This window comes from Clostridium sp. LBM24168 (assembly GCF_052953915.1).
The window spans coordinates 891,382-917,098 of record NZ_CP196861.1 but is presented as its reverse complement, the minus strand read 5'-3'; the positions used below and the strand labels follow the sequence as shown (position 1 = coordinate 917,098).

The 25,717-nt window shown below is 32.5% G+C and carries 21 protein-coding genes and 2 other annotated features; of the genes, 3 read left to right on the top strand and 18 right to left on the bottom strand.

What is annotated here, in order from left to right; all coding sequences use genetic code 11:
- Positions 1-64: 64 nt before the first annotated feature.
- The 7 genes from ACSVC9_RS04420 to ACSVC9_RS04390 all read right to left on the bottom strand — a co-directional run bounded on the left by ACSVC9_RS04420 (position 65) and on the right by ACSVC9_RS04390 (position 7,587).
- Complete coding sequence (locus tag ACSVC9_RS04420) at positions 65-661, bottom strand: MarR family winged helix-turn-helix transcriptional regulator (RefSeq protein ID WP_446899148.1); 597 nt, start codon at positions 659-661, stop codon at positions 65-67.
- A gap of 208 nt (positions 662-869) precedes the next feature.
- Complete coding sequence (gene ilvA, locus ACSVC9_RS04415; RefSeq protein WP_446899147.1) at positions 870-2,081, bottom strand: threonine ammonia-lyase; 1,212 nt, start codon at positions 2,079-2,081, stop codon at positions 870-872.
- A gap of 105 nt (positions 2,082-2,186) precedes the next feature.
- Positions 2,187-2,440, bottom strand: a binding site (T-box leader).
- A 44-nt stretch (positions 2,441-2,484) separates the two neighbouring features.
- A complete protein-coding gene (locus tag ACSVC9_RS04410) occupies positions 2,485-3,006 on the bottom strand; it encodes a peptidylprolyl isomerase (RefSeq protein ID WP_446899146.1) in 522 nt (173 codons plus the stop codon).
- Positions 3,007-3,064: 58 nt separating this feature from the next.
- Positions 3,065-4,120, bottom strand: a complete 1,056-nt coding sequence (locus tag ACSVC9_RS04405) for an HD-GYP domain-containing protein (RefSeq protein WP_446899145.1) — start codon at positions 4,118-4,120, stop codon at positions 3,065-3,067.
- Between the two features lie 8 nt (positions 4,121-4,128).
- A complete protein-coding gene (locus ACSVC9_RS04400; RefSeq protein WP_446899144.1) occupies positions 4,129-6,123 on the bottom strand; it encodes a methyl-accepting chemotaxis protein in 1,995 nt (664 codons plus the stop codon).
- Positions 6,110-6,493 (bottom strand): PilZ domain-containing protein, encoded by a 384-nt coding sequence (locus ACSVC9_RS04395; protein ID WP_446899143.1) that lies wholly within the window; start codon positions 6,491-6,493, stop codon positions 6,110-6,112. Before ACSVC9_RS04395 ends, ACSVC9_RS04400 begins: the two co-directional genes overlap by 14 nt.
- A 143-nt stretch (positions 6,494-6,636) precedes the next feature.
- Positions 6,637-7,587 carry an ROK family protein gene (locus ACSVC9_RS04390; RefSeq protein ID WP_446899142.1) on the bottom strand — a complete coding sequence of 317 codons (951 nt, stop codon included), beginning with the start codon at positions 7,585-7,587 and terminating at the stop codon, positions 6,637-6,639.
- A 213-nt stretch (positions 7,588-7,800) separates the two neighbouring features.
- Positions 7,801-8,075 (top strand) — a binding site (T-box leader).
- Between the two features lie 49 nt (positions 8,076-8,124).
- Between ACSVC9_RS04390 and asnB the strand changes: the two genes are divergently transcribed.
- Positions 8,125-9,714: an asparagine synthase B gene (gene asnB / locus ACSVC9_RS04385; protein ID WP_446899141.1), complete on the top strand. Its 1,590-nt coding sequence runs from the start codon at positions 8,125-8,127 to the stop codon at positions 9,712-9,714.
- Positions 9,715-9,782: 68 nt separating this feature from the next.
- Here asnB and ACSVC9_RS04380 read toward each other — a convergent pair whose 3' ends face one another.
- From ACSVC9_RS04380 to ACSVC9_RS04355, 6 genes are all read right to left on the bottom strand, one after another.
- Positions 9,783-12,851 carry an insulinase family protein gene (locus ACSVC9_RS04380; protein WP_446899140.1) on the bottom strand — a complete coding sequence of 1,023 codons (3,069 nt, stop codon included), beginning with the start codon at positions 12,849-12,851 and terminating at the stop codon, positions 9,783-9,785.
- A gap of 137 nt (positions 12,852-12,988) precedes the next feature.
- On the bottom strand, positions 12,989-14,386 hold the full coding sequence (locus ACSVC9_RS04375) for a PH domain-containing protein (protein ID WP_446899139.1): 1,398 nt from the start codon (positions 14,384-14,386) through the stop codon (positions 12,989-12,991).
- The gene (locus ACSVC9_RS04370; RefSeq protein WP_446899138.1) at positions 14,379-14,864 is read right to left on the bottom strand and encodes a PH domain-containing protein; all 486 of its coding nucleotides are present in this window, start codon (positions 14,862-14,864) and stop codon (positions 14,379-14,381) included. The genes ACSVC9_RS04375 and ACSVC9_RS04370 overlap by 8 nt, the downstream gene beginning before the upstream one ends.
- 132 nt (positions 14,865-14,996) lie before the next feature.
- On the bottom strand, positions 14,997-15,983 hold the full coding sequence (gene amrS / locus ACSVC9_RS04365) for an AmmeMemoRadiSam system radical SAM enzyme (RefSeq protein WP_446899137.1): 987 nt from the start codon (positions 15,981-15,983) through the stop codon (positions 14,997-14,999).
- A 29-nt stretch (positions 15,984-16,012) separates the two neighbouring features.
- Positions 16,013-17,386 (bottom strand): AmmeMemoRadiSam system protein A, encoded by a 1,374-nt coding sequence (gene amrA / locus ACSVC9_RS04360; RefSeq protein WP_446899798.1) that lies wholly within the window; start codon positions 17,384-17,386, stop codon positions 16,013-16,015.
- Between the two features lie 72 nt (positions 17,387-17,458).
- Positions 17,459-18,283 carry a L,D-transpeptidase family protein gene (locus ACSVC9_RS04355; protein WP_446899136.1) on the bottom strand — a complete coding sequence of 275 codons (825 nt, stop codon included), beginning with the start codon at positions 18,281-18,283 and terminating at the stop codon, positions 17,459-17,461.
- A gap of 456 nt (positions 18,284-18,739) precedes the next feature.
- On the opposite strand from ACSVC9_RS04355, the gene fsa reads away from it, so the two are divergent.
- Positions 18,740-19,390, top strand: coding sequence for a fructose-6-phosphate aldolase (fsa, locus tag ACSVC9_RS04350; protein WP_446899135.1), 651 nt, complete (start codon positions 18,740-18,742; stop codon positions 19,388-19,390).
- Between the two features lie 104 nt (positions 19,391-19,494).
- On the opposite strand, the gene ACSVC9_RS04345 is transcribed toward fsa, so the two are convergent.
- From ACSVC9_RS04345 to ACSVC9_RS04325, 5 genes are all read right to left on the bottom strand, one after another.
- Complete coding sequence (locus tag ACSVC9_RS04345; protein WP_446899134.1) at positions 19,495-20,310, bottom strand: alpha/beta fold hydrolase; 816 nt, start codon at positions 20,308-20,310, stop codon at positions 19,495-19,497.
- 129 nt (positions 20,311-20,439) lie between these two features.
- Positions 20,440-20,754: a hypothetical protein gene (locus tag ACSVC9_RS04340; RefSeq protein ID WP_446899133.1), complete on the bottom strand. Its 315-nt coding sequence runs from the start codon at positions 20,752-20,754 to the stop codon at positions 20,440-20,442.
- A 94-nt stretch (positions 20,755-20,848) separates the two neighbouring features.
- On the bottom strand, positions 20,849-22,087 hold the full coding sequence (locus ACSVC9_RS04335; RefSeq protein ID WP_446899132.1) for a YibE/F family protein: 1,239 nt from the start codon (positions 22,085-22,087) through the stop codon (positions 20,849-20,851).
- A 12-nt stretch (positions 22,088-22,099) separates the two neighbouring features.
- Positions 22,100-24,328, bottom strand: a complete 2,229-nt coding sequence (gene clpA, locus ACSVC9_RS04330) for an ATP-dependent Clp protease ATP-binding subunit ClpA (RefSeq protein ID WP_446899131.1) — start codon at positions 24,326-24,328, stop codon at positions 22,100-22,102.
- Positions 24,329-24,330: 2 nt separating this feature from the next.
- Positions 24,331-24,636, bottom strand: coding sequence for an ATP-dependent Clp protease adaptor ClpS (locus ACSVC9_RS04325; protein ID WP_446899130.1), 306 nt, complete (start codon positions 24,634-24,636; stop codon positions 24,331-24,333).
- A gap of 304 nt (positions 24,637-24,940) precedes the next feature.
- On the opposite strand from ACSVC9_RS04325, the gene ACSVC9_RS04320 reads away from it, so the two are divergent.
- Positions 24,941-25,681 (top strand): TerC family protein, encoded by a 741-nt coding sequence (locus ACSVC9_RS04320; RefSeq protein ID WP_446899129.1) that lies wholly within the window; start codon positions 24,941-24,943, stop codon positions 25,679-25,681.
- Positions 25,682-25,717: the final 36 nt, after the last annotated feature.

Sequence of the window (25,717 nt, the reverse complement as noted above, 5' to 3'; positions counted from 1 at the left end):
ACTGCCTTCTATTTTTATATATTATACTTTAGTCAAATTTTTTGCTAAAATACCTGAAACAATATCAATCTCTCTTTTTTTCCATGTCATTGCCATGTCTGCCGCACCATCCATGATGAAATCCGCCTCCAAAGAAAACATCTCCGTGTTCTCTAAAGTGATGACCATGTTCCATAAATTTCTCCATCATCTGCTTGCGAAAATCCTCGTTGTCGCCTCCGAATTGCTTTTGAAGTCCTTCAATAATGCGCTTGAGATATTCACTGAGATTGGACAGTTCCTCATCGCTCAGACAGTCAAACACTTTATCCAGTTCAGGCGGCGTATCATCCTCCATCTTGCCGGCTGCTGCAGCACCTTTTTCAGTCAGCTTTACATTGAAGCTGCGGCGATCTTCCTCCGATGTCTCGCGTTCAATATATCCGTTTTTTTCTAATTTACTCAAAAGTTCCGCCAGGGCCTGCCTGCTCATATCTAAAAGATAAGTCAACTCTTTCTGGCTGATTTCAGGTTTCATTTTGAGAATTGAAAGAACACGTCCCTGCCCTCTGTGTGGATTGCTAAAAGGTCCAAAATTCCTGAGATTTTGCATTCGATAGCGGTGCAGTAATGTATGCAGATGTGTGAACTGCTCTAAAATTTCTTCTCTTATTTCACTCATGTGAAATACCTTCCTTTCACTAATTTTAATTACCTAGGTATTTTGTCAAGTACTTGACTATAGTATAATAATTAAAGGCTAGTTTGTCAAGTACTTGACTATAATTTAGGAAGGTTTAAACATCTTAGCAAAACCTTGAACTTTTTCCTTCTCCAGATATGTCCCCAGATCATACCGCACCTAAGCCAAAAGTAGGTATGTAATTATTTCAACAAATTCTCTCTACATTATATCCTTCATCATTTAGTGCCCCTACTATGGACTCTATATGTTCATATCCATTTGTTTCAACTGTTACTTCCAGTGCAACATGTTTTAATCTATCCACAGCCTTGAATTGATTGTGATCCAATTTTATTACATTTGCTCTCTTTTCTGCCAGTATTTGAGCTATTTTAAGAAGTTGTCCAGGAGTATCCTTAAGTTTAACTGAAAAACAGAATATTCTGCCTCTTGAAAATAGTCCATTGTTTAAAAGAGATGCTATTGTTACTACATCTATGTTCCCCCCACTTATTAGAGAAACTACCTTTTTACCTTTGAAATTTAACCTCTTCAGTGCTGCCAATGACATTGCTCCTGTTGCTTCTGATATAAGCTTATGCTTTTCGAGAACAATAAATACAGCCTCCATAAGTTCCTGATCACTTACTGTAACAATCTCATCTACATATTTCTTCACCACTTCAAAAGTAAGATCTCCAGGTTGTTTTACTGCTGCTCCATCAGCAATAGTATTAACTTCCTCAGCATAGGTAAGTTTTCCCGTATCGAAAGAAATTTTCATTGGATCTGCACCTTCAGCTTGAACTCCTATTATCCTTATATTTGGATTAATAGATTTAGCCGCCACTGATATACCACTTATTAATCCACCTCCACCTATTGGTACCAATATAGCATCCACATCACTTAATTCATCTATTATTTCAAGTGCTATAGTTCCTTGACCTGCCATTACATCTATATCATTAAAAGGATGGACAAAGGTATATCCTCTATCTTTTTCAAGTCTTTTTGCCTCTTCATAGGCCTCATCATAAACTTTACCTTTAAGTATTATATCTGCTCCATAGTTTTTAGTAGATTGAACTTTTATAAAAGGTGTAGTCTCAGGCATAACAATTGTTGCCTTAATTCCAAGTCTCTTTGCTGAATACGCCACTCCCTGGGCATGGTTTCCAGCTGAAGAAGCTATCAATCCTCTGGATTTCTGTTCATCACTTAATTTGCTTATTTTGTTTGAAGCACCTCTTAGCTTAAAAGCTCCAGTAATTTGAAGATTTTCCGGTTTTATATATACTTCATTGCCACTTTCCCTGCTGAACTCTGGACTATATATCAAATTAGTTTTTATACATATGTCCTTTATTCTTTCTCTAGCTTCTAATACATCGTTTAATGTTAAATCTACTTTCATAATTTTAAAGCCACCCTTTCTATCTAATTTAACATAAGTACTATTAAATATATTTTTATACAAATAAAAAATCCTTCATTCTTACAAACATAATTTTAATATGTTCATAAGGACGAAAGATTATATTCCCGTGGTACCACCTTATTTGCAATCAGTTCTCCTAACTGCCTCTCATTTCAGGTCATCATAAACCCTAACCATATATCGCTGGTATACGTCCTCGTTTACTCGGTAAAATTCCTTTCCACTCGGAAGTTCCGGAGTGATAACTACATATTTACATTAACATCAGCTTGCACCAACCGCCAACTCTCTTAAGTCAATATATTAAATATTTTTTTCTCCATCACAACTTACATCATATACAATATGATGTTAAGTATATTATTATTTTTCGAAATTGTCAACTTATTTTTTCCGGTTCATCATATTCTTTGCCAAAGGTTTCTACAACGATACTTTTTATTTTTTGATCCTCGTATGGTTTGTCATTATAGTCTCTTTCCTGTGACGCTATATCATCTACTCCCTCAATTCCTTCTACAACCTTTCCAAAAGCAGCATATTGTCCATCAAGGTGAGGTGCATCATTTGTCATTATAAAAAATTGTGAACCTGCAGAATTTGGTGCCATTGTCCTCGCCATCGATATAACTCCCCTTCGATGTTTTAAATTATTTTCAAAATCATTATCTGAAAATTCTCCTCTAATTGAGTAACCAGGTCCTTCCATTCCTGTACCTTCGGGATCTCCTCCCTGGATCATGAATCCCGGTATAACCCTATGAAAAATTGTTTCACTATAAAAGTCTTTTTTTATCAATGATATAAAATTATTCACTGTATTTGGTGCAATATCAGGATAAAGTTCTATTTTTATCAACTTCCCATTTTCCATTTCAATTGTAGCTATAGGATTTTCCATTTGCTCTCCTTCTTTCTCTAAATATAAGTTACTTTAAATACAAGAATAATGCAAGTGCTTATAGTACCTCTTCTATGAATACAGTATTTTCTATACCTAAATCAATGTCTTTTGGTTCACTTAAAGGTCTGTTTACCCGATTAAAGTACACACGTACAACAGGCCTTGGCCCTAAATTTTTTCTAACATTGACAACCACCCCAACTTCTTTCGTAGTTAGTCTTACCAAAGACCCTAAGGGATATACTGCCAGATTATTAGTAAAAGCATTTACTACATTGATATCGAACAGATATCCACCACTTCCGTAAAGATATTCAATAGCCTGATAAGGTTGATATTTTTCAAATACAATCAACCTGTCATATTCATCGCATACTGCAATAATTCTAGATCCTATAGGGATATCAGAATTTGAAAGCTTTTCAGGAAAACCAGAGCCATCCCATTTTTCATGATGATAAAGAATATTCCTCGTGATATTTAAAGGAAGATTCTTTTCATTTGCAAAGTGATAGCCATATACTGGATGCTGTCCCCACAATAATGCTTGTTTTGAATCAAGTTTGTGCAAATTTATCAGAAAAGGCATCTCACATAATCCTATATCATGTAGTAGTGCGGCGACACCTATGTCATACATATGTTTTTTCCCAAGTTCCATTGAACCAGAAACCAAAAGTGCCAAAGCACAGGTATGTATACTATGTTTAAATAAATACTTATTATCCAGTATTTTCATCTCAATACAAAAATCTAGGACCTCACTGTTCAGTACTATATCGTCTACAATTTCTTTTGCTAACTTTGATATGACAACCATATTATCAGATGTATTTGCTTCTGCCTTATCAGGAGCATGTTTTGCAATTTCCGATTTAATGCATTGCTCAAGCTCCTTAGCCATAATTTCAACTGGCGTTACAAATAACGTATATCTATCCATTACTTTTATGGTTTTTATATCATTCTGTTTAAGAAGCCTGATCATCTTGCTGGAAAGTGTAGTTCCCCCAACTAATAACAACTTACCAGTTTCTTCGGAATAAACAGAATCACCTAAAATCATGCCTTTCCTCAGCTCATGCGTATAAATTTCATCCAATCTCAGCACCTTCTATTTCATATTTTGAATTTTTTAACTATTTCATTGAGTTTCTGTGCCATCTTTGTCTGTTCCTGTGCTGTAACCGCAGCTTGTTCTATTGATTTGATATTTTTATCTATATCACTTTTTATTATTTCTACATTTCCTGAAGAATTCTGTAAATTTACTGCCATAACCTGGACCGCTTTACTTACTTCACTTATAGTATCAGTAAGCTGATCAGAAAATACTGCTATTTCACGTGACATCTTGCTAGTATAATCTGAATCATTATAGAACTCATTACCCATATTCTGAAAATTCATAAATTGTGGATTTATGTCCTCATTTATAAAACCTAACACTTGCTTTGCATTATGAGAAATCTTTTCAAACGCCTTTCTTACATCAACAATAGTATTTTGAATCCCTGATACTGCTTGTGATGACTGTTCTGCAAGTTTTCTTACCTCTTCGGCAACTACTGCAAACCCTTTCCCATTTTCTCCTGCCCTTGCCGCTTCAATCGCCGCATTGAGGGAAAGTAAATTTATCTTTTCAGCTATGTCTGCAATAGTATCTGCCATTATCATTATATTTCCTACTACCCTTCCATCCTGAATTGCATTTATTATACTCTGCTCCTTTTTACTGTATAAAACTTCAATATTTTTTATAGATGCTTCAACCTTTATATTTATATTCTCAGCATTTTTCTTAAACTTGCCTGCAACATCATTTCCATCACTTGCCTTGCTTGAAAGTTCATTTATATTTGCATCGACCTCTTCTATAGAAGCACTTATCTCTTCAGATACTGCACCTGATTCCTGAACGGAATTCACTATATTTTTTACAGCACCGCCCATATTTTGTGTCTTAATGGATATTTCCCCAATGACTTCAGAAAATTTCTCACTGTCTGTACTCATCTTCTGTGAATTATCAAGTATATTTTTAACTAATCCCGTTAGCTCCTCCTTCATGATTTTGAATGAGTTTGCAAGCTTACCTATTTCATCTTCCCTTTTCAATAAATAGTCAAAACTATGATCTTCAGTTAAATCAAAATCTGAAATCCTGTTTACATCCTTGGATAAAGACAATATGGGATTTCCTATTCTCCTTCCAAAATACATTGATATACCTACCGCAAATATCAAAGAAACAATTATTACCAGTACTAACCATAAAAGCAATTTCCTCAATGGTTTTTCTAGTTCACTTTTAGGAACTGATAAACCAACAGTCCAAGCACAGGAAGGTATTTTGGAAGTTGTAAAATATTTGTATACTCCATCATAATCTTCTAGCAAGATCATATCATTTTTAACTATTGCTGAAAAACGCCCATTCATTACCTTGTTTATATTCTGCGAGGATTTTTCCGTAGGTTTAAAATTTTTGTTTGGATGTATCATAAAATTATTCTGGCTGTCTAAAAGGAAGGCATAACTATTGTTTATCGGTTTTGCTTTGTTTATTATGTTTACAATAGTATCAATTTTTACATCTGAACTTACAACTCCAATTATCTTGTTGTTCTTTATTAAAGGTCTGGATATGGATATGACCATTTTCTTAGTCAAGGCATCAACATAAGGCTCCGAATACGTCAGGTCTTTTTTGTTTAAAGCGTCTTTATACCATATTCTCTGTGTACAATCATATCCACTGTCAGGAATCCAGCCTGATCCATCAATATATCTTTTATTCTGAAAGCCCATATATACAGCCAGGGAATATGGATTTGACTTGGTTTTCAATGTCAGATATTTCAATAGTCCCTTATCATCTGAAATATCCATCTGCTCTACGGCATCACCTATTTCATCTACTATTTTACCTTGACCTTCAATCCAGCCATTGATAGTTTCCGCATATTTATCCGATTGTGCTGATATTTTATTTCTTGATTCTGAAATTATGGAATTATAGAATATAAAATAACTTACCGCAGAGGCTAATATCAAACTCAATATACACGTAATGGAACTAACCAATGTTATCTTATTCTTAATAGTTTTCAAAATGTCTTGCCCCCTCCAATAAATGCTTCTTTAAAACTTCTTTATATTTGTCTTTTAGAACTATAAACTTCGCCCCAACAAAAAAACCTTTATCACTTAGATTAGCATGAACTACTTTAAGTACTGCGGTAATATTAACGTTTTTACATTTGAATACAATCTCAATCGAATCACCTTTTTCAAAACCTACCTCAGACAAAAATCCAATACCGGAAATTGAAATATCTACACCAAGCACTTGATAATTGCAGCTTTTGTTATTTATACTAATAACTTTAAAACGGGTATTATACTTGAATCTCTCATCTGCTCTAATATCTTCTCTTATTTTCTGATCTCTATTAAATAAATAGCTATATGCGTCTTCCATAGTCCAAATTTCCCCTTTGTTTATAGTTTGTTCTATATATATAAGTCTTTAATGGAATATAGTCTATTTTTTAATATTAAAGCATATAATAGTTATATTAAGGTTATATTAAAGTAAATTCTGGGTAAAATAAGGTATACATATTATTTACTTTGAATAACAGCAAGTGCCACAGCACCAATCACACCAGCATCTGTCCCAAGTTCAGCTGGTACAATTCTACAGGATTCGGCTATTGTATTAAAGCATCTTGTATTTACTACTTGTTTAATTTTTTTTAATACAATGTCTCCGCCTTTTGAAACCCCTCCTCCAATCACTACCATTTCAGGATCAAATGCAATTATAACATTTGCTACACATATTCCCAGGTATTCAAGACTTTTTTCTAATATTTCAGAGGCAACCCTATCACCTTTCTTTGCCTCTTTAAATACTTCGTAAGAAGTTATTTTCTTATACTTTTTTAAAGATGTATATTCTTTTTCTAAAGCAGCCTTTTCTCCCCTCTTTCCTATTGCAGTTCCCGATGCAAGTACCTCTGCACAGCCATAATTACCGCAATTGCACTTAGGTCCATTTTTTTCTAGAGTCATATGACCAATTTCAAGTGCATTACAAGTATTTCCCCTATAAATTTGTCCATTTATTATAGCTCCACCTCCGATTCCCGTACTAACCGTAATAAAAATCATGTTTTTTGTGCCCTTTCCTGCTCCAAACATAAATTCTCCTATGGCTCCAACATTCGCATCATTATCCAGATAAACAGGAATTTCAAATTTTCTTTCTATTGGACCTGTCAAGTCAAAATTTTTGAAAGGAAGATTAGGAGTTGTTATTATTATTCCTTTTTCAGCATCAAGTGGTCCTGGTGAACCAATTCCAATGGCTTTAATATCTTTTTTACTCTTATTTCCATTTTTTAGAACCATATCAATAACTTCCATTACTCTTTCAAGTACTGCTGCTTCTCCTTCAGAAGCATTAGTCTGAATTGTGTATTTGTTTAATATATTACTGTCTATATCTGACAAAGCTCCGGTTATTTTAGTTCCACCCAGGTCAACTCCTATAACATAATTTTTTTTCATTAACATTCACCCCATAATTTCTACTAAATTTAAACTTTTTATCATCATCCATAATAATACTTGACTTGTACTCAGATTTCAATTTATCAGTCTTATCACAATAAATAATTTTAATAGTCATAAAAAGAAATCGTTTTCGTTACTTTTTTGATATTATTACAGCAAAAAATTGTTGACAAAGACATATATACAGTTTAAAATTAAATTCATCAAAGGAAAGCTATGATGAAGACAAGTAAAAAAAACATTCACCAACAGTGAACTGGAGATAGTGTGAACCCAGTGGCAGAGTTTTTTTGAATAACACTCCGGAGCAGCAAACTGAAATACCGGCTGACTTGTATTTTAAACCATGTTTAAAATAAATTGAAGTAAAGTAGGGGCGCCGTATTCCATGCGTTATTTGGATACCAGTAGTAGCTGGAAAGAGACCAATATGATATGGTAAATTAGGTGGCACCACGGATAAGCGTCAATTCGTCCTATTATTAAAAGATGAATTGACGCTGTTTTTATATCTAAGGAGGACTATCAATTATGTGTACAATTATGTGTTATACAGGAACAGACATGAAATATGAAAAATTCGCAGGGGCATTACAGAGAACCGAGTCGAGAGGACCGGATATGATGGAGATTCTCACTTTGCCCTCTGGTATTTTGGGATTTCAAAGACTCTCCATTATGGATTTGAGTTTTAGTGGAATGCAGCCATTTACAAGGAAAATGGATGCAGCCATATGTAACGGTGAAATTTATGGATTTCGTAAAATCAAAAAAGAACTAATAAAAAAAGGCTATAATTTTATTTCAAATAGTGATTGTGAAATATTACTTCCCATGTACTATGAATATGGGCTGGATATGTTTTCAAAATTAGATGCTGAATTCGCAGCTATTATCTATGATGGGAAAAAGGATAGTTATATAGCAGCAAGAGATCCAATCGGAATTCGTCCTTTATTCTATGGCTATTCTACATCAGGAAAAATCATATTTGCGAGTGAAGCAAAAAATCTAGTTGGTCTTACAGAAAGTATCAAGCCATTTCCACCAGGACATTATTATGCTGACGGTAAATTTACATGTTATTGTGACATCGCAGCAACAGATGGCAAATATTGCAAGGATGACCTGGAAGCTATTTGCAGTAATATTCATGATAAGCTGGTATCTGCCGTAGAAAAACGTATGGATGCTGATGCTCCTGTAGGTTTTTTATTAAGTGGTGGATTAGACAGCTCATTGGTATGTGCAATTGCCCAAAAAATGAATCCTGAAAAACCAATTAGAACATTTGCTATAGGTATGACCGAGGATGCAATTGACCTAAAATACGCAAAGGAAGTTGCAGATTACATTCATAGCAATCATACCGTTGTTTACATGACAAAAGAAGAGGTAATTAAATCATTGGATGAAGTTATCAAAATGCTTGGAACATATGATATTACAACAATAAGAGCAAGCATGGGGATGTATCTGCTTTGTAAGAAAATACATGAAATTTCTGATGTCAGAGTTCTTTTGACTGGTGAAATTTCTGATGAATTGTTTGGCTATAAATATACTGACTTTGCTCCAAATTCAGAAGAATTCCAGAAGGAATCTCAGAAGAGAATCAGAGAGTTATATATGTATGACGTACTTCGTGCGGACCGTTGTATCAGTTCAAATTCTCTGGAAGCAAGGGTACCGTTTGGTGATCTTGATTTTGTAAGATACGTTATGGAAATTGATCCTGAGAAGAAGTTGAACAAATATAAAAAGGGCAAATATCTTTTGAGACACGCATTTGAAGGTGACTATCTTCCGCTTAATATTCTATACCGTGAAAAAGCAGCATTTAGCGATGCAGTAGGCCATTCCATGGTAGACTACTTAAAGGAATATGCAGAAACATGTTATTCTGATGACGAATTTGAAAAACTATGTAAAAACTATGAATATCACGCTCAACCATTCACAAAAGAGTCGTTATTATATAGAGAAATCTTTGAAAAATACTATCCGGGACAGGCTAAAATGATTGTAGATTTTTGGATGCCAAACAAAAAATGGGAAGGCTGTAATGTAAATGATCCTAGTGCCCGTGTATTATCAAATTATGGTGCCAGTGGTAAATAATTATGGAAATAAAAAATAGTAACCATCCGCTTGGAAACGTGGTTACTATTTTTTATCAAATAATTGTATTATTTTTCTGTATCTAAAATATCATTGAACAAATCTTTGTTACCATCTATTTTATCTCTTGAGCCCTCCACAAAATATATATTTTGTTTTAACACTTTATCAAGCATGTTTCCATAATTTCTTATATCCTCCGGAGTTGTTGAAAGAGCCTCCTTTTCATATTTCAAAATATCATTTTGAGAAAAATCTTTAAGATACATGGAATCACACAAAGCACTTTCTATAAGTGGTCCATTTGTTTTTAAATTTACGAAATCCCTAACTGCTCCTATGATATAATCTGTCATTTCCCCCTCCGTAGCCTGAAAATTTTTCAGATAATCCACTGCACCTTCAAATGCATTGAGAGTTTCTCTAAGCTTTGGATCTCTCATAGATGCAAATAAAACTTCACCACCTGGAGAAAATGAAGCTTGAACTCCATATGCACCTCCAGTTGTTCTCACCTTGTTCCACAGATATCCCATATTAAGTATATTCTGCAATACCATCATCTTTCCACTGTACGCATATTCTGTCTTTTTGAAATTTCCTCCCTGCAATACAGTTTGAACCTTTGAAGAAGATGAAAAAGCTATATTTTTATTGGATTCTTCAAAACTATATTTCTGCTTTGAAAGTTTCTGTGAATTCAATTTTGGGCCTATTGTTTCCAATTCTCCTTTTAATACTTTAGCTCCTTCTTCACTTCCGCTATAAGTTACCAGGAGATTATTTCTATTTAAAGCCAATTTTGAAACTTCCTTCAGGTTTTTAGAAATATCATTCCATCTAGAATCAAAATTGTCACTTAAATCCTGTAAAAATCTATAGTATGGAATTCCTGTAATCTCCTCACTATATTTCCCTGATTCGCTCATATAGGAATTCATGGCCATGATTGCCACACTTCCAGACCCAGAAGAAAATAGTGACTGCAGTGCTGCCTTGTTTTCATCAATAACCTGTTTTATCTTTTTCCTATCGTTGAATTCACTGTCATTTATAATTTCTGTAGCTATTTTCATACTTCCAGCTATGTTTTCCTCTGGCGCTAAAATTGTCATTGTCATCTTTGGCTTGTAATTATCGTCATTATTGTTACTTGCTATTGCCGAAGCTGAAAATGAAATTGGACTTCCTATCTGTTTCAGCATATCATTTGAAAGTTCCCCTTCACTATGCTCTTTTGTATTAACATTTCCAAGCAAAGTTGACAACAAGCTCAAATATTTTAGTTTTTCCTGTGGTACCCTTGAAGTATCAAAATAGAAACTAATTGCTGAAAGTCCATTTAAATTTGCATTATGTGTAAGAACATTCATTCCGCCTTTTTTTTCAACCCTATAATTTAAATTTGGAAGTTCAGGCTTTATATCATCAACTGAAAGCTTCGGAAGTTTTTCAATTTCCTCTTTTGGGTCTTCCTCCTTCTGCCATATGTTAAAATTCTGGGTATTCCCAACTAGTGAATTAACTGCTGCTTCCCCTATGGAGTTTTTGTAATTCGCAAGTTTTCTTATAGTATTCTGTTCATTTTCACTTTCAAGGCCTGCCTCTGGTTTCAATATAACCATGGAGTGATGAGGATTTGAAAGTAAATATTTGTTGATAATATTCCTAAAATATTCATTCTGATCCAAGCCGTTTATCTTTTTCATCACGTCATCTGTATCAAAATACATGGTTGGATCCTTGTCATATATCCACGTAGCAAGAGCAGTTTGCAATAAAACTAGTCCAGTTCCACCCATAATAGGCGTTACAAGTTTCTCTGACCTACTGCTTATTTCATAGGATGCCAGTGCAGATTTAAGAAATTCCGGATCAAATCCATTCTTGGATATATCTTTTAATGTATCAAACACTGTATTTTCAAATATTTTCTTCGATGACTCTTCAGAATTAGCCGCAGTTATAGAAAACACAGGCTGAATACCCTCCATACTAAAGGAAGAACTTACATTATCTGCGATTCCTTTTTCCACAAGTGCCTTTTTTAAAGGAGCATTATCCATTCCCATAAGTAAATAACTCAAAAAGCTCATTGCTAAGTTTGTTTCTCTGTCATCCACACTGCCAGTTACAAAATTTAATGACAGATAGGTCTTCCTCTTGGTATCTGAATCCTTAGATACGGGATACATAACAGTTTTGTCAGATATATTTGAAAGAATATTTTGATATTTTATAGAAGTATCTACATTGCTTTTATCAAATTTGCTTAAATAATTCTCATCTACGAACTTCAGATATTTAGATATATCAAGTTTTCCATATAAATATATATAACTATTTGAAGGCGTATAATTTTTATTATACACAGCTACAAGCTGTTGCCTTGTAAGTGAAGGAATATTTTCAGGATTTCCACCAGCATCCCATTTATAAGAAGTGTCGGGAAAAAGAGATTGGTATACTGCATTATGTAATATCCATTCGGGATCTGAATAATTTCCTTTCATCTCATTGTACACGACTCCATTTATGGACAGTTGAGAATCCTTTGAAGGAAGTTCATACCTCCATCCTTCCTGTTTGAATATATTTTCATTTTTCACGATATTTGGATAGAATACTGCATCCAAATATACTCCCATAAGATTCTGAAGATCCTGTTCGTTTGTAGTTGCCACAGGGAAAGTTGTATAATCATTAGTGGTCATTGCATTTATAAATGACCCTAAAGATCCTTTAAGCATTTCCTGAAAAGGAGACTTAACAGGATAATTTTTAGAACCGTCTAAAACTGAATGCTCAATAATATGGTTAACACCTGTATTATCCGAAGTAGGCGTACGAAAAGTAATATCAAAAGCTCTCTGTGTATCGTTATTTTTTATATACATGAGCTGTGCTCCTGTTTTTACATGAGTAAAGATTAAAATCTTAGAATCATATTTGGGAAGTTCCTTAATTGACTTAAGTTGAAATCCATAGTATGTTTCTCCAACATTTTCGCTGACTATTCCATTTGAAACAGCATCTTCTGCATAAGCAACACTATTTGAAAAGGCCAGACCACCTGAAGAAAAAATCATAAAAAATACTATAATTATTGTGATTGTTTTTCTAAGAAAATTTTTCATTAATACAAAAGTCCCCCTTATTATATAATATTTATCCATAAATTATTTACATTTACATTATCGTACAGATTCCCTTCAATTTTAATATGCACATTAACAATAGATTTTATATATCCAATAAATATATTTATATTTCCTTATCTAAAAGATTCACCTATAATATTGTCATTTAAATTTTTTACTTTTAAGACCTTGCCAAAATTTGAGCTGTACAGCACAATACTGTAATCACAAAATCTCTTCTTATGCTGAAAATACGTATAGGATGAAGTAAGTGATTGAACTGCTTTCATCTTTAATATAGACTGCGTTCTATTGAACCCATGATAGCACATATATATTAGCTTCCCATTAATCCCAAAGGCAGTATTTTTAAATTCAAGATATCCCATAATCAAGAGAAATAATAATATTATCAAAGTCAATATGACAAATCTAGGTTTTATGAAAAAACATACAGCCGCTGTAAATCCCCCAAAAATAACCTTTTTATAGAAGAACCTAAATTCTGCATTTTTTCGTGGTCTTGTAATATTTCCATTGTATTCAAACTCGCCCAGCAAATTTTCAATAATTTTATCTTTTAAAGGACTAGGACAGATAGGGTATAATATAGCTTTTTCTCCTTTTTCATCTCCATATCCAATGCTTTCAATTTCCACTGTAAAAAATCCAAAAATCTGCATGAGAATTGTCTGCTTTATATGAATTCCATTTATTTTTTTCCTATCAAAGCTGTAATTTTTTCTGTTTATTACTCCATATTTCACATGTATCTTATTACTATCTGACCACATTTGAAAATCATAGTATTTAAAAAAAGTATATACTACGGATAAAAATATGCTGACAAATATTAATCCCAATGCTAAAAATAATATAGTATATATAGCATGATAGATATCCTCCTTCTGAAATTCATCTACATAAAGAGAGGTATCTATATGGATAAAACTTTTTAGATACTGATCAAAAAACTGCTGTACAACAAGCAGCATTCCAATTCCCTTTAATATTGAATTCGAAATAAGAGAATATATAACAAGTTTGCTTGGTTTTATGGTGTAGATCTTCTCATTCTGATTTGTATCATCACTAATTTCCTTTTTCAACAAAATATTTCTCAGCTCTTCGGCTCTAGCTTTTTTTAAAGTAAATTTTAATTCACTGCCTTTATTTGAAGTATCTCCTGTATCAATTTTAATGGTGGCAACTTTGAAAATTCTTTCTATAATATTTTGAGAAATATCTATTGTATTGATCCTCTCAAATGGGATTTCTACCTTTTTTATATTGAATATTCCTTCCTGGTGATATATGGCACTTTCTCTTATTATGAAAAAATTTTTTCTCCACAATAAAAATTCATACACAATAACTGCCATAAATACTATACTTCCTATCAGTATGGATTTTACCAAACCTATTTTATTTACCATAAAACCCAATGCAACTATAATACCTATAAATTCCTTAATCAATTTTGCCATATCATAAAATATTTTTAAGACATGGTTTCTCTCTATCCTATACATCTTTGTCTCCCATTTCTATAATTCTTCTAAGTTTTTCCGAAATTAATTCTGCTTCTTTCACCGGTATTGCAGGTATCTCATGGCAACTGCCTGCAGTTATTATATTTATGGAGGTTATTTTATAAATTCTCTGAATAGGTCCCTGTTCTATCTTTAAATTCTGAATTCTTGAAATAGGAACTATTACCTTTTTCCTGACTATAATTCCATTCAGCAGTTCAATTTTGTCTTCAAATATGCCATATCTCCATTGCTCATACTCTAAAAACGGCCAAATAAAACTATGAAGAAAGGAAAATAAAATTATAATAAATCCCAATATGTTCATTAAATATTTAACAACAGGAATATAATAGAATTTTGGAATAACAAGTAAATATTCCACCAAAATATATATAGTAAAAATTATAACACTCGTTATGGTCCTCCCAATCATCCATGTCTTAACAGCATTTCTATCAATACTTTCATAATTCATATTTATTCTCAAACCTCCTATCTCAATTGCCTAAAGTATATCTTATTTCCATACTAAAAACAGTATCATCAATGGAAAAAAGAAATACCCCGGGTGAAGATACCAAAATAAATATAATTTTATACTTTAATTTCAAAATAATACATTTATATGGCATCCACATCTAGGGCATTTGTTATCATTCATATAAGTTCTGGTGACATATCCTGCTCTTTCTATTAAAAGCTCTCCACACTTAGGACAATATGTAGAGTTGTCAACAACTGGAACATTTCCAAGATAAACATAGTCCAAATGTTCTCTAGCAATTTTTCTAGCTTCTATCATTGTATTTATATCCGTAGCCGGATATTCCATCTTGTAGGTTGGAAAATACCTTGACAAGTGAAGAGGAATGCTTTTATCAAGGCCCTCAAGATAAGAAGCTATACTCTCCACTTCTGAAGTAGAATCATTCAAACCATTTACCAACAGCGTTGTTACCTCTACATGAGTCTTTTGAAACACTTTGCTTATGGTGTCAAGTACAGCCTCAACATTCCCTCCACATACCTTTTCATAATAATTTGGATTAAATGACTTTAAATCTATATTCATAGCATCCACATATGGTAAAAGCGTTTGAAGCGGTTTTTCTTCAATATATCCATTTGTAACAAGAACTATACTAAACTCTGGATAACTTTCTTTAAGCTTTTTTGAAGCCTCATATACATATTCATACCATATTCCAGGTTCATTATAAGTAAAAGCTATACCAATATTATGTTTTACATTCAAACATATTTCTATTAATTTGTCAGTAGATATATACTGACTCTTAGGTTTATACTGAGATATAGCATAATTTTGACAAAAACTGCATGAAAAATTGCATCCGAAGCTTCCAACAGATAAAATGTTGCTGCCAGGTTTAAAATGATAGAGTGGTTTCTTTTCCACAGGATCAACTGCCATAGATGTTATCTCACCATAATTTACAGATTGTAGTACTCCGCTTCTATTCACTCTGACAGCACATCTCCCATGCATTTTATCACCTATAATACAGTTATGGGGGCACAACCTACATTTTATTTTGTCATTCTGCTTTTCATAAAATAATCCTTTATGCAACAAGAGTTATCTTCCCCCAATACCAAAAATTTTTATTTATGCCTTATAACCTGAAATCTTTCAACAGTATAATCTTCATTTGGAGATATATTCCCCTTTTCAAGTGCAATTCGGAGCTGTTCATCCACTGTATTTACACCTTCTAAATCTGGAAGCAACAGTCCACATCTAGAACCTTTTGTGACTATTACTCCATATTTTTCAGGATTTAATTCTTCTTTTGAAGACTTTTCCGATTTGGTAAGTACATCTACAGAAATATCTATGTCTTCAAGCTCTTCCTCACTAACCGGCATAAATCTTGGATCATGTATTCCTGATGAAACAGCATTTCTTATAATTTCTTCAGCTATATTTTTTGTAATTGGAAAAATAGTTCCAATACATCCTCTAAGTCGACCTTCCTTTTTCATGGATACAAAAACTCCTCTTTTGTTATTTTTCATTTCATCAGTTACATATCCTGGAATTTTTAAATATTGTCCACAAGCCAGGTAATAAGTTAAACTTTCACGTGCAAGCCTTACGTAAGGATCTTGAATTTTCCTCCTTTTTGCGATCATTTCTTGTTTTTCTTCAACTAATTTTCCATAGGTATCTCTATGATCATATTTAAGTGAGAAACTCATTACCCCATACCCAACTCCAAAAGGTCCCTCATAGGATAAGATGCTACCTTTAATATCATATCCATTCATTGTTCCAAGCATTATATAGTAAGATCTCAATCCACATTGTCCTGCCTCATTTATAGTCTTGCTGTCAATATTGAATATTCCTGAAACATCGCCTTTTTCAAGCAGCAATGTAATCTCCCTATCAAATTTTTCTCCATAAGGACTGTATTCATAAGGGCCATCTTTGGTGAGCCTATGTGATAAATCTCCACTTGCAATAAATACTGCTTTGGTATCTACTTCACTTACAGCTTTTTTAATACACATTCCAAATTCATAAAGCTGCAGTTTAGGGAGCATCCCATAAGAAATATGAACTAATTTATAACCTTTATATTTCTTATTTACAAAATATAAAGGCACTAAAGCCCCATGGTCCAATTCATATTTGATTCCATACTGCTTTGCAGATCTTGCCGTTATTTTTGCCGTTAATATATTTTGATCTTTAGAATATTTTATTATTTCTTCTGTCAAATTTAAATTTATATTATAACTCTGTCTTACTTCTGATGCTCCAAAGTTACCCAAATTTCCCTCTATAGATTCATAACAGGAAAGAGCAATTGCATCCCTGAATACTGGTCCATGTGGTGTAATTATTATTATGGTATCTGGTTTTATAGCTGCTATCTCTTCACCAATTTTATAGCAGGCATCCATAGTATTTTTTATTTTTAACTCCTGACCAAGTCCTACCTCTGGAACTGCAATTGGTGGATGGGGCATCGTATAAAAGCTATATATTCTTCCCAAAATAATCACCTTCAAATCATACTTTTCATTCAATTAATTATAATATTATTCTATCAAGATTCCAGAACCTATGGGTATACTATCGTAGATATATTTTGCATTTTCAAGAGCTAATCTTATACAACCATGAGAAGCAGATTTACCAAGTGTACCATCTACTAAATTACCTCTTTTATCAAATAAAACACTATGAAATAAGTAATTCCCCTGAAACTGCGTAAAATACTTAAGTGTAACTCCATTTTCTGTTTCAAACTGTGGTCCCTTGATTCCTACAAAAAAATGTCCTTTGACTGTTGGTGTACCTCCTGTTCCCGATGCACACTGAAATGAATTTATTAATTTCCAATTACCATTACTTCCGTTAAAAATATATACCATTTGTTGCGATATACTAACCATAATATAATAATCAGTATAACTTTGAGTATTTAATTTATTTATTATGCTTTCAACATCGGCTGAATAAGCATCAGATATTACTTGAGCTGTAGGCTTATACATTACATCTGATGCAGGTTTCTTTTTTAAATCGTCCAATGTAGATCCTCTTACTATTCCATCAGTAGTAAGTCCATGCCTTTGCTGAAAATCCATTACAGCATACACTGTCTGTTCTCCAAAATCTCCATCTTCATTTACAGTATAACCAAATTTATTGAGTCTTTTTTGAATATCTTTTACATCATCTCCCTTGTCCCCTGCCTTAAGAATATTTCTAGGCGGTGGTGACACTGGCTTTTTTTCTTTTGGATGTGCGACAACATTTACTTTCTGAGCATTCCCATTATACATACGGTCTAAGCTGGCACATGCTGAAAAACTAAAAACTATCATACTTATAATTACTATTGATAAAATTCGTTTCATATGGGTTCTCCCATCCATCTCATTACTTTTTCGATTTCCAAATTTGATTACTCGTAACAAACATTTATTACAGAAATATATAACGGCATTTTTTGAAATTAATACAATAACAAAAAAACAGTAACCGCAGCTGGCAATTGGAGACTACCATTTTATATAAATTTATATAAAAATTAGTTATACCATATATTTAAGTAACTGCTTGTACACCATAAAATATTCATGTACTATATTTCTATTTTTGCTGCCATTATTTACTTTTATTATAGCACATTATCCAATTTAAAATCATATATTTCACGAAAATTTTTACCTATGTTATTTTAAGTATATCTCCCTAACCTTCACATATCAACTCATTTAAGTTGATATAAAAAAATATATAAGTTAAAATTAGAAAAGTACTGAGTATAAGAATATCTGTATTATTTTTATTATTTAAGGAGGTTTAAAAATATGAAATTATTTATAGATACTGCCAATGTAGATGAAATACGAAAAGCAAATGAAATGGGTATAATCTGTGGAGTTACTACAAATCCTTCATTGATTGCAAAGGAGGGTAGAGATTTCAAAGAAGTCGTAAAAGAAATAACTACTATAGTAGATGGTCCAATAAGTGCAGAAGTCATAGGGCTCGAAGCTGATAAAATGGTAGCTGAAGCCAAAGAACTAACTAAGATACACAAAAATATAGTAATAAAAATTCCCATGACCTCTGAAGGCTTAAAAGCTGTAAAGATTCTTTCAAAGATCAATATAAAAACCAATGTGACACTGGTATTTTCTTCTTCTCAGGCCTTACTTGCTGCAAGAGCAGGTGCAACTTATGTAAGTCCTTTCATTGGCAGGTTAGATGATATCGGAACAAATGGAATTGAACTCATAGAACAGATAGTTTCCATATTCAGACTTCATAATATCACTACAAAAATTATCTCAGCCAGCATAAGAGGACCTCTCCATGTCATAGATGCTGCAAAAGCAGGATCAGACATCGCAACAGTTCCTTATAAAGTTCTAATTCAGATGACCAAGCACCCTTTAACAGACATAGGAATCCAGAGATTTTTAGATGACTGGAAAACCGTGCCCCAGAATCCTTGAACATTTAAAATTAGCCAGTGAAATCTTCACTGGCCTCATTCATAAACATCGGAATAAACTTCATTATAAAATTCCATTTGCTTTTACAAAACTTTGCTGTAATATCATGAATCAATAAATTGTCTTACTATTTTGTTAAATTTTTCGGCATCTTCAAAAAACATAAAATGCCCTCTATCTTCAAAAAATTCCAGTTTTGAATTTGGTATTCTCTCCTTGTTCCAAACTACAGACCTCCAATTTATAAAACTTTTTCTACCACTTATAAGCAGAGTCGGAATAGTAATTGTAGGCATAATATCTCTCCAGTCAATTAACCAATGAATAAATGCCAGTCTTGAGGAATATTCCGCCGGTATTTTCAAATTTTCATCAATTATACTCTTTAACTCTTTAGGATAGTTCTCATCCTTCTCAGAATCCTTAATAGTTAAGGTTTCATCAATAAACTGTTTGGTAAATCCCAATTGATCTTTTTTAATATTGTTGCACATAGCTATCAATTCGTCAAATGTCGAGGCTCCTATATCATAGTCTTCAGTTTTCATAAGCCAGGCAGGTTCGTCCACCAATATAAGCTTGGACAATCTTTCTGATCTAAATAGATCCCAATAACTCCAGATAATAGAGCATCCCATTGACCATCCAAGAAGATTTACATCCTTTAGATTCAAATAATTCATAAGTTCATATATATCTTTCGCAAAACGAGAAAGTCTATAACCATACGCCGGTTTACCAGATTCACCATGTCCCCTTACATCAACAGATATAACTCTGTAATACTTGCTGAATTCAGGTATATTTCTTCTAAATATAGCAGCAGATTGAGCCCACCCGTGTATTAAAACAAGCGGCTTCCCAGAACCAACATCTTCATAATGCAGTTTACATTCATCGTTTGTTGTAAAAAATGGCATATTGTCTATTCCCCCCAAAAACAATTTGTTTTTTCTTATAATTGTATTATAGAGTAAACGTTTAAATATTGCAAATTCTCTAACAAATTTAAACAGCCATTATCTCCATAATGACTGCTTGATGATGAATTACTTATTTGGCTCAAGTGCCTCTTTTAAAGATTCCAGTACATTTTTTAAAGTTTTATTAGCTAATTCCTCAATATCATCCATAATTTCTTCTTTGCTTTTTATTTTATCAATATATATATTCAATTTACCTGCATGTAAATTTTTTACAACCTTAACTACTGAATACTCAATGTTATCTTCTTTTAAAATTATTGTATCACCTGGTTTGAGATTAAAATACGCCTGATTATCTGATTTTATACTTTCATAGGGTTCCAAAACATCCCCCAAATCATAGTCTTCAATCATATAGAAATTTACTGTAGTATCCACTTATTTGTCCTCCTTTTTACTGATTTTTCATCCTATATTTTCAGTAATTAGTATATTATTTCAGACTTGCAAGTGTTACTACTGCTAATAGTCTTTAACTCTTTTTACCTTTAAAGAATATACTTTTGAACTTATTGTATAATTCATCAACTTCCTGGCCTTGATCTTCTCCAATATCTCTTTTTTTTCTAGTAATCAAAAATGATGCTGCAAATGCAGTTATTGGTATTGCAAATATGAGTCCTATACTTCCTGCAAGTGCTTTGAGAACTTCCGCCGCTATTATATCCTGGTTTATAGCAGTAGATATAGATGTAGTATATGAATAAGAGGCTATCATTATCATAAGATACATGGCACCTCCAGCATAAGCGAGTATAAGTGTATTTGACATGCTCCCCATAATATCCTTTCCCACATTCATTCCTGATTTGACAAGTTCTTTCATATTCATATCTTTTTTTGCATCCTTTAATTCCCATATTGCTGATGCAATTGATATACTTGTATCCATAACTGCTCCCAGAGCTCCCATTATTATCTCCGCAAACAGTAAACCTGAAAAATTGAAATTGACATTCTGAACTGTATATATTATAGTTTGCATTTCATCATCAGTAAGTCCGCTTACTCTTAAAATTGAATTTGAAAATATTGCTATGGCTCCTGCAATTATAACTCCTCCTGAGGTACCTATAATAGCAGCTAGAGTTTTTTCATTTTTACCACTTATTATAGTAAGATTCACTATAATTAAAAACAAACATATTGCGGTAGCTACAAAAACAGGATTAAATCCCTGCATCACAAGTGGAATAAGTACCTTTACTATGGCAAACCCGGTTATTGCAAGAGTTATTACAGATTTAAAACCTTTCAATCCTCCAATGACAACAAGTAAAATTATAAATACTGCACCCAGCTCATATAAATATCTATATCTCACAATTTCGTATATATAGGCACTATTTGGGTCTCCACTCTTGTATTTATCAATATTCACAAGTACATTGTCTCCTACTCTAGCAAAGCTCTGGGTATTGCTGCTTTCATCATTTATCTTTCCACTCACAGAATTTTGAACTGTAATAACCTGACCCTTCATTTTTCCAGAGGTTATTTTCACATCTACATATAAATATCTTATGGAATTTTTACTTAATGATTCCGATGTATTATGTATTTTGACTACCTTTCCATGAATAGGAGAATTATTATCTGGACTACCACTTTCAGGAAAAGCAGATATACCCAAAGAAGGTATAAATAGTACAATCAACACTGCAATCAATGCGGCTATAACTTTTTTATTTAATTTAAATATCTGAGTCACCTTCTCAATATCCTACATAATTTCTATTTTTCCATCCTGGGCATCTATAATTACATCATTATTATGGATTTCTTCATCAAACAATACCTTATCTACAAAGTATGGCTTTATTTCTTGATTTACTATTCTAATTATTTCTCTTGCACCATATTCTAGGGACATTCCCTTTGATGCTAGAAAATCATAACATTTTTCGGTAATCTCTATATTTATTTTCTTTGCTTTAAGTTTATCTTCAAATTCCTTTAATACTTTTTTGGCAACCAGATATGCCATATCTCTATCAATAGCGTTAAACACTATAATATCATCAAGCCTGTTTCTAAACTCCGGTGAAAATACATTCTCAACAGCCTTATCTATAGCATCTTCTTCCATAATCCTGTTTCGAAACCCCATGAGCGATTTTCCAACGGATCTTGCACCTGCGTTGGATGTCATTATGAGTATAATATTTTTAAAATCTGTTTTTCTTCCCGCATTATCCGTAAGCGTAGCATAATCCATAAGCTGCAGAAGTACATTAAGAACATCGGGATGAGCTTTTTCTATTTCATCAAGAAGCAAAACACAATAAGGCGTCTTTCTTATTGCATCTGTCAAAAGTCCACCTTCTTCATATCCTACATAACCCGGTGGTGAACCTATGAGCCTAGCTACAGTATGCTTTTCCTGATATTCGCTCATATCAAATCTCACAAGTGGAATTCCCATTGTCTTTGCAAGCTGCTTTGTTATTTCGGTTTTTCCAACACCTGTAGGTCCAACAAACAACAGATTTGCAATTGTCTTGTTATCATCGTTGAAACCAGCTCTCGATCTTTTTATAGCCCTAGTTAATGATCTTATAGCCTTATCCTGCCCAAATATTTTATTTTTAAGAGTGGACTCGAGATTTTTCAATACAGCAGACTCATCCTTAGACACACTTTCCTGAGGAATCTTTGCTATAGAAGATACCGTCTTTTCTATATCTTCTTTTAAAATCAATATATTGTCATCCGTTTCTGAATGAAGTCTTGCATAGGCAGCAGTTTCATCTATTATGTCTATAGCCTTATCTGGAAGGAATCTATCATTTATGTATTTGGAAGATAGTTCAACAGCAGCTTTCAAGGCATCATCATTATAGGTTATATTATGGAATTTTTCATATTGTCCCTTGATACCGGTCAATATTTTATATGTATCCTCTACAGATGGTTCAGGGACTTCTATTTTTTGAAATCTTCTGGATAAAGCCCTGTCTTTTTCAAATACTTTTTTATATTCATCATATGTAGTAGCACCTATAAATTTAATTTTTCCGTTAGTTAAAAATGGCTTCAGAATATTTGCTGCATCAAGAGAATTCCCAGATACTGATCCTGCACCTATTATTGTATGTATTTCATCTATATATACAATTGGTTTATCTTCTTTTTCTATCGTCCTCAATATATTTTTTATTCTTTCTTCAAAATCTCCCCTATATTTTGTACCTGCAAGTACAGCTCCCATATCCAAAGAATATATTTTACTATTCTTAAGCTTTCCAGGTACTTTGTCATCTACAATCAATTTAGCAAGTCCTTCTGTAATAGCAGTTTTTCCTACCCCCGGTTCACCTACATGAATGGGATTATTTTTTGTTCTTCTAGTTAATACCTGCATAGTCCTATCCAGTATATCTTCTCTTCCAATAAGCGGATCAATCTCCCCTTTTCTGGCTTTTTGTGTAAGTTCCGTGGTAAAATCATCTATTTTAGTAGTGTTTTGAAAATCACTTTCAAAATTATATTTTTGTTCACTTTTTTCATTATATTCCACACCTTTTTCAGAAATACCGTGAGTTATATAATTCAATATATCTATCCTTTTTATACCCTGCTTTTTTAAATAGTAACTGGCAAAACTTTTCTCTTCATCATATATAGATATAAATATGTCTCCAAGTCGTATAATTTCCTTTTCAGAAGCCAATACATGCTCACCTGCCGAGGTAATTATATTTTGAAGAGAAACAGTTTCAACAGGTTCATTCTCCTTATCAGTAATGGCTATATGATCGTTAAAATACTGCATAAGATCTCTTTTTATATCCTGAACATTTCCACCGCATCCTTCTATAATATCTATTCCTTCCAAAAAAAACAAAGATGCATAAAGAACGTGTTCTGGCGTAAAATATTCATGTTTACAGTATTTAGCCTCATCATAAGCTGCATTTATAATTTCATTTACTATTTTATCCAGTTTCATAGTTATTCCTCTTCCATACTAAATTTTAGTGGAAATCCACTATTTTTTGCCATTGTTGTAGCCTGAATCACTTTAGTCTCGGCTATATCATAACAGTATATACCTGCAATTCCTATACCACGTCTATGTACATCATACATTATTTTAATAGCTTCTTCTCGCTGTTTTTTAAATATCTCCATCAAGACCTTAATGACAAAATTCATAGTAGTATAATCATCATTATATATTACAACCTTATATAATTTAGGTTTGTTTAACTCGATTTCGGATTTTGTATTTTCAATAATTTTAACTTCTGAATTCATTTAAAAACAACTCCAAAATAATTTATTTAAAATTATTTTAGCACAATTTGTGCTAAAAGTGTACAGTATAAGACACAAGCTCCATAAAATAAAAAATTAATATATAGTTATAAATAAAACTAAAATTAAATATAAATAAAATAATAAAGGTACAAAACAATTAAGCTATATAGTGTATAAAAACTTATATAGCATGTATTGTAACTATATTATGAGATTATTTGCTTTATATTCTTATAAATCTATGATAAAATATTAATAGTTTATTTAATATACTAAAACTAATTAATAAGGAGCTAAAAATATGGAAAACTTAACTGTTTTTACAATAAGTGCTCTACAAATCACCCTCCTGGATATAGTATTAAGCGGTGATAATATAGGCGTTATTGCACTTGCCACCCGAAATCTACCAAAGAAACATGCAAAAGCAGCATCTTTAATTGGAGTTATTGCTGCTGTAGTTTTAAGAATAATATTTGCCTGCCTAATAACTTATATTTTGATAATAGACTGGCTTCCTATAAGACTGGTAGGTGGAATTATATTAATATACATCACTTTTAACTTTATAAAACCCGAACAAAAAAATATTGGCAATGAAGATATACATATACACTCTTCAAATAAATTTATGGGAGCAATCCTCAGTATAGTAGCAGCAGATGCAACCATGAGCCTGGATAATGTACTAGCAATAGCCAGTCTGGCAGATGGAAATACAATGCTTATAATATTTGGTTTGATTTTAAATATACCTATTATATTTTTTGGCAGCCAGTTTGTAGCAAATCTTATGAACAGATATCCAATAGTTACTTATATAGGTGCTGCTATACTCGCACATACATCTTTTAAACTGATTTTTGATGATAATTTAACTAAAAATCTATTAACTCCTATTACAGTAAATATAATAAGTTATGGTGCAGCTTTACTAACTATAGTTTATGGAATCTACAGAATAAACAGGGCAAAAAACTACTCACTTAAAGAATACAAAGAATACGAAAAACAAAAAGAACAAAAAAGGAAAGTTAATTAAGGAACGCTGGTGGAAGATATAAAATTTTCCACCAAC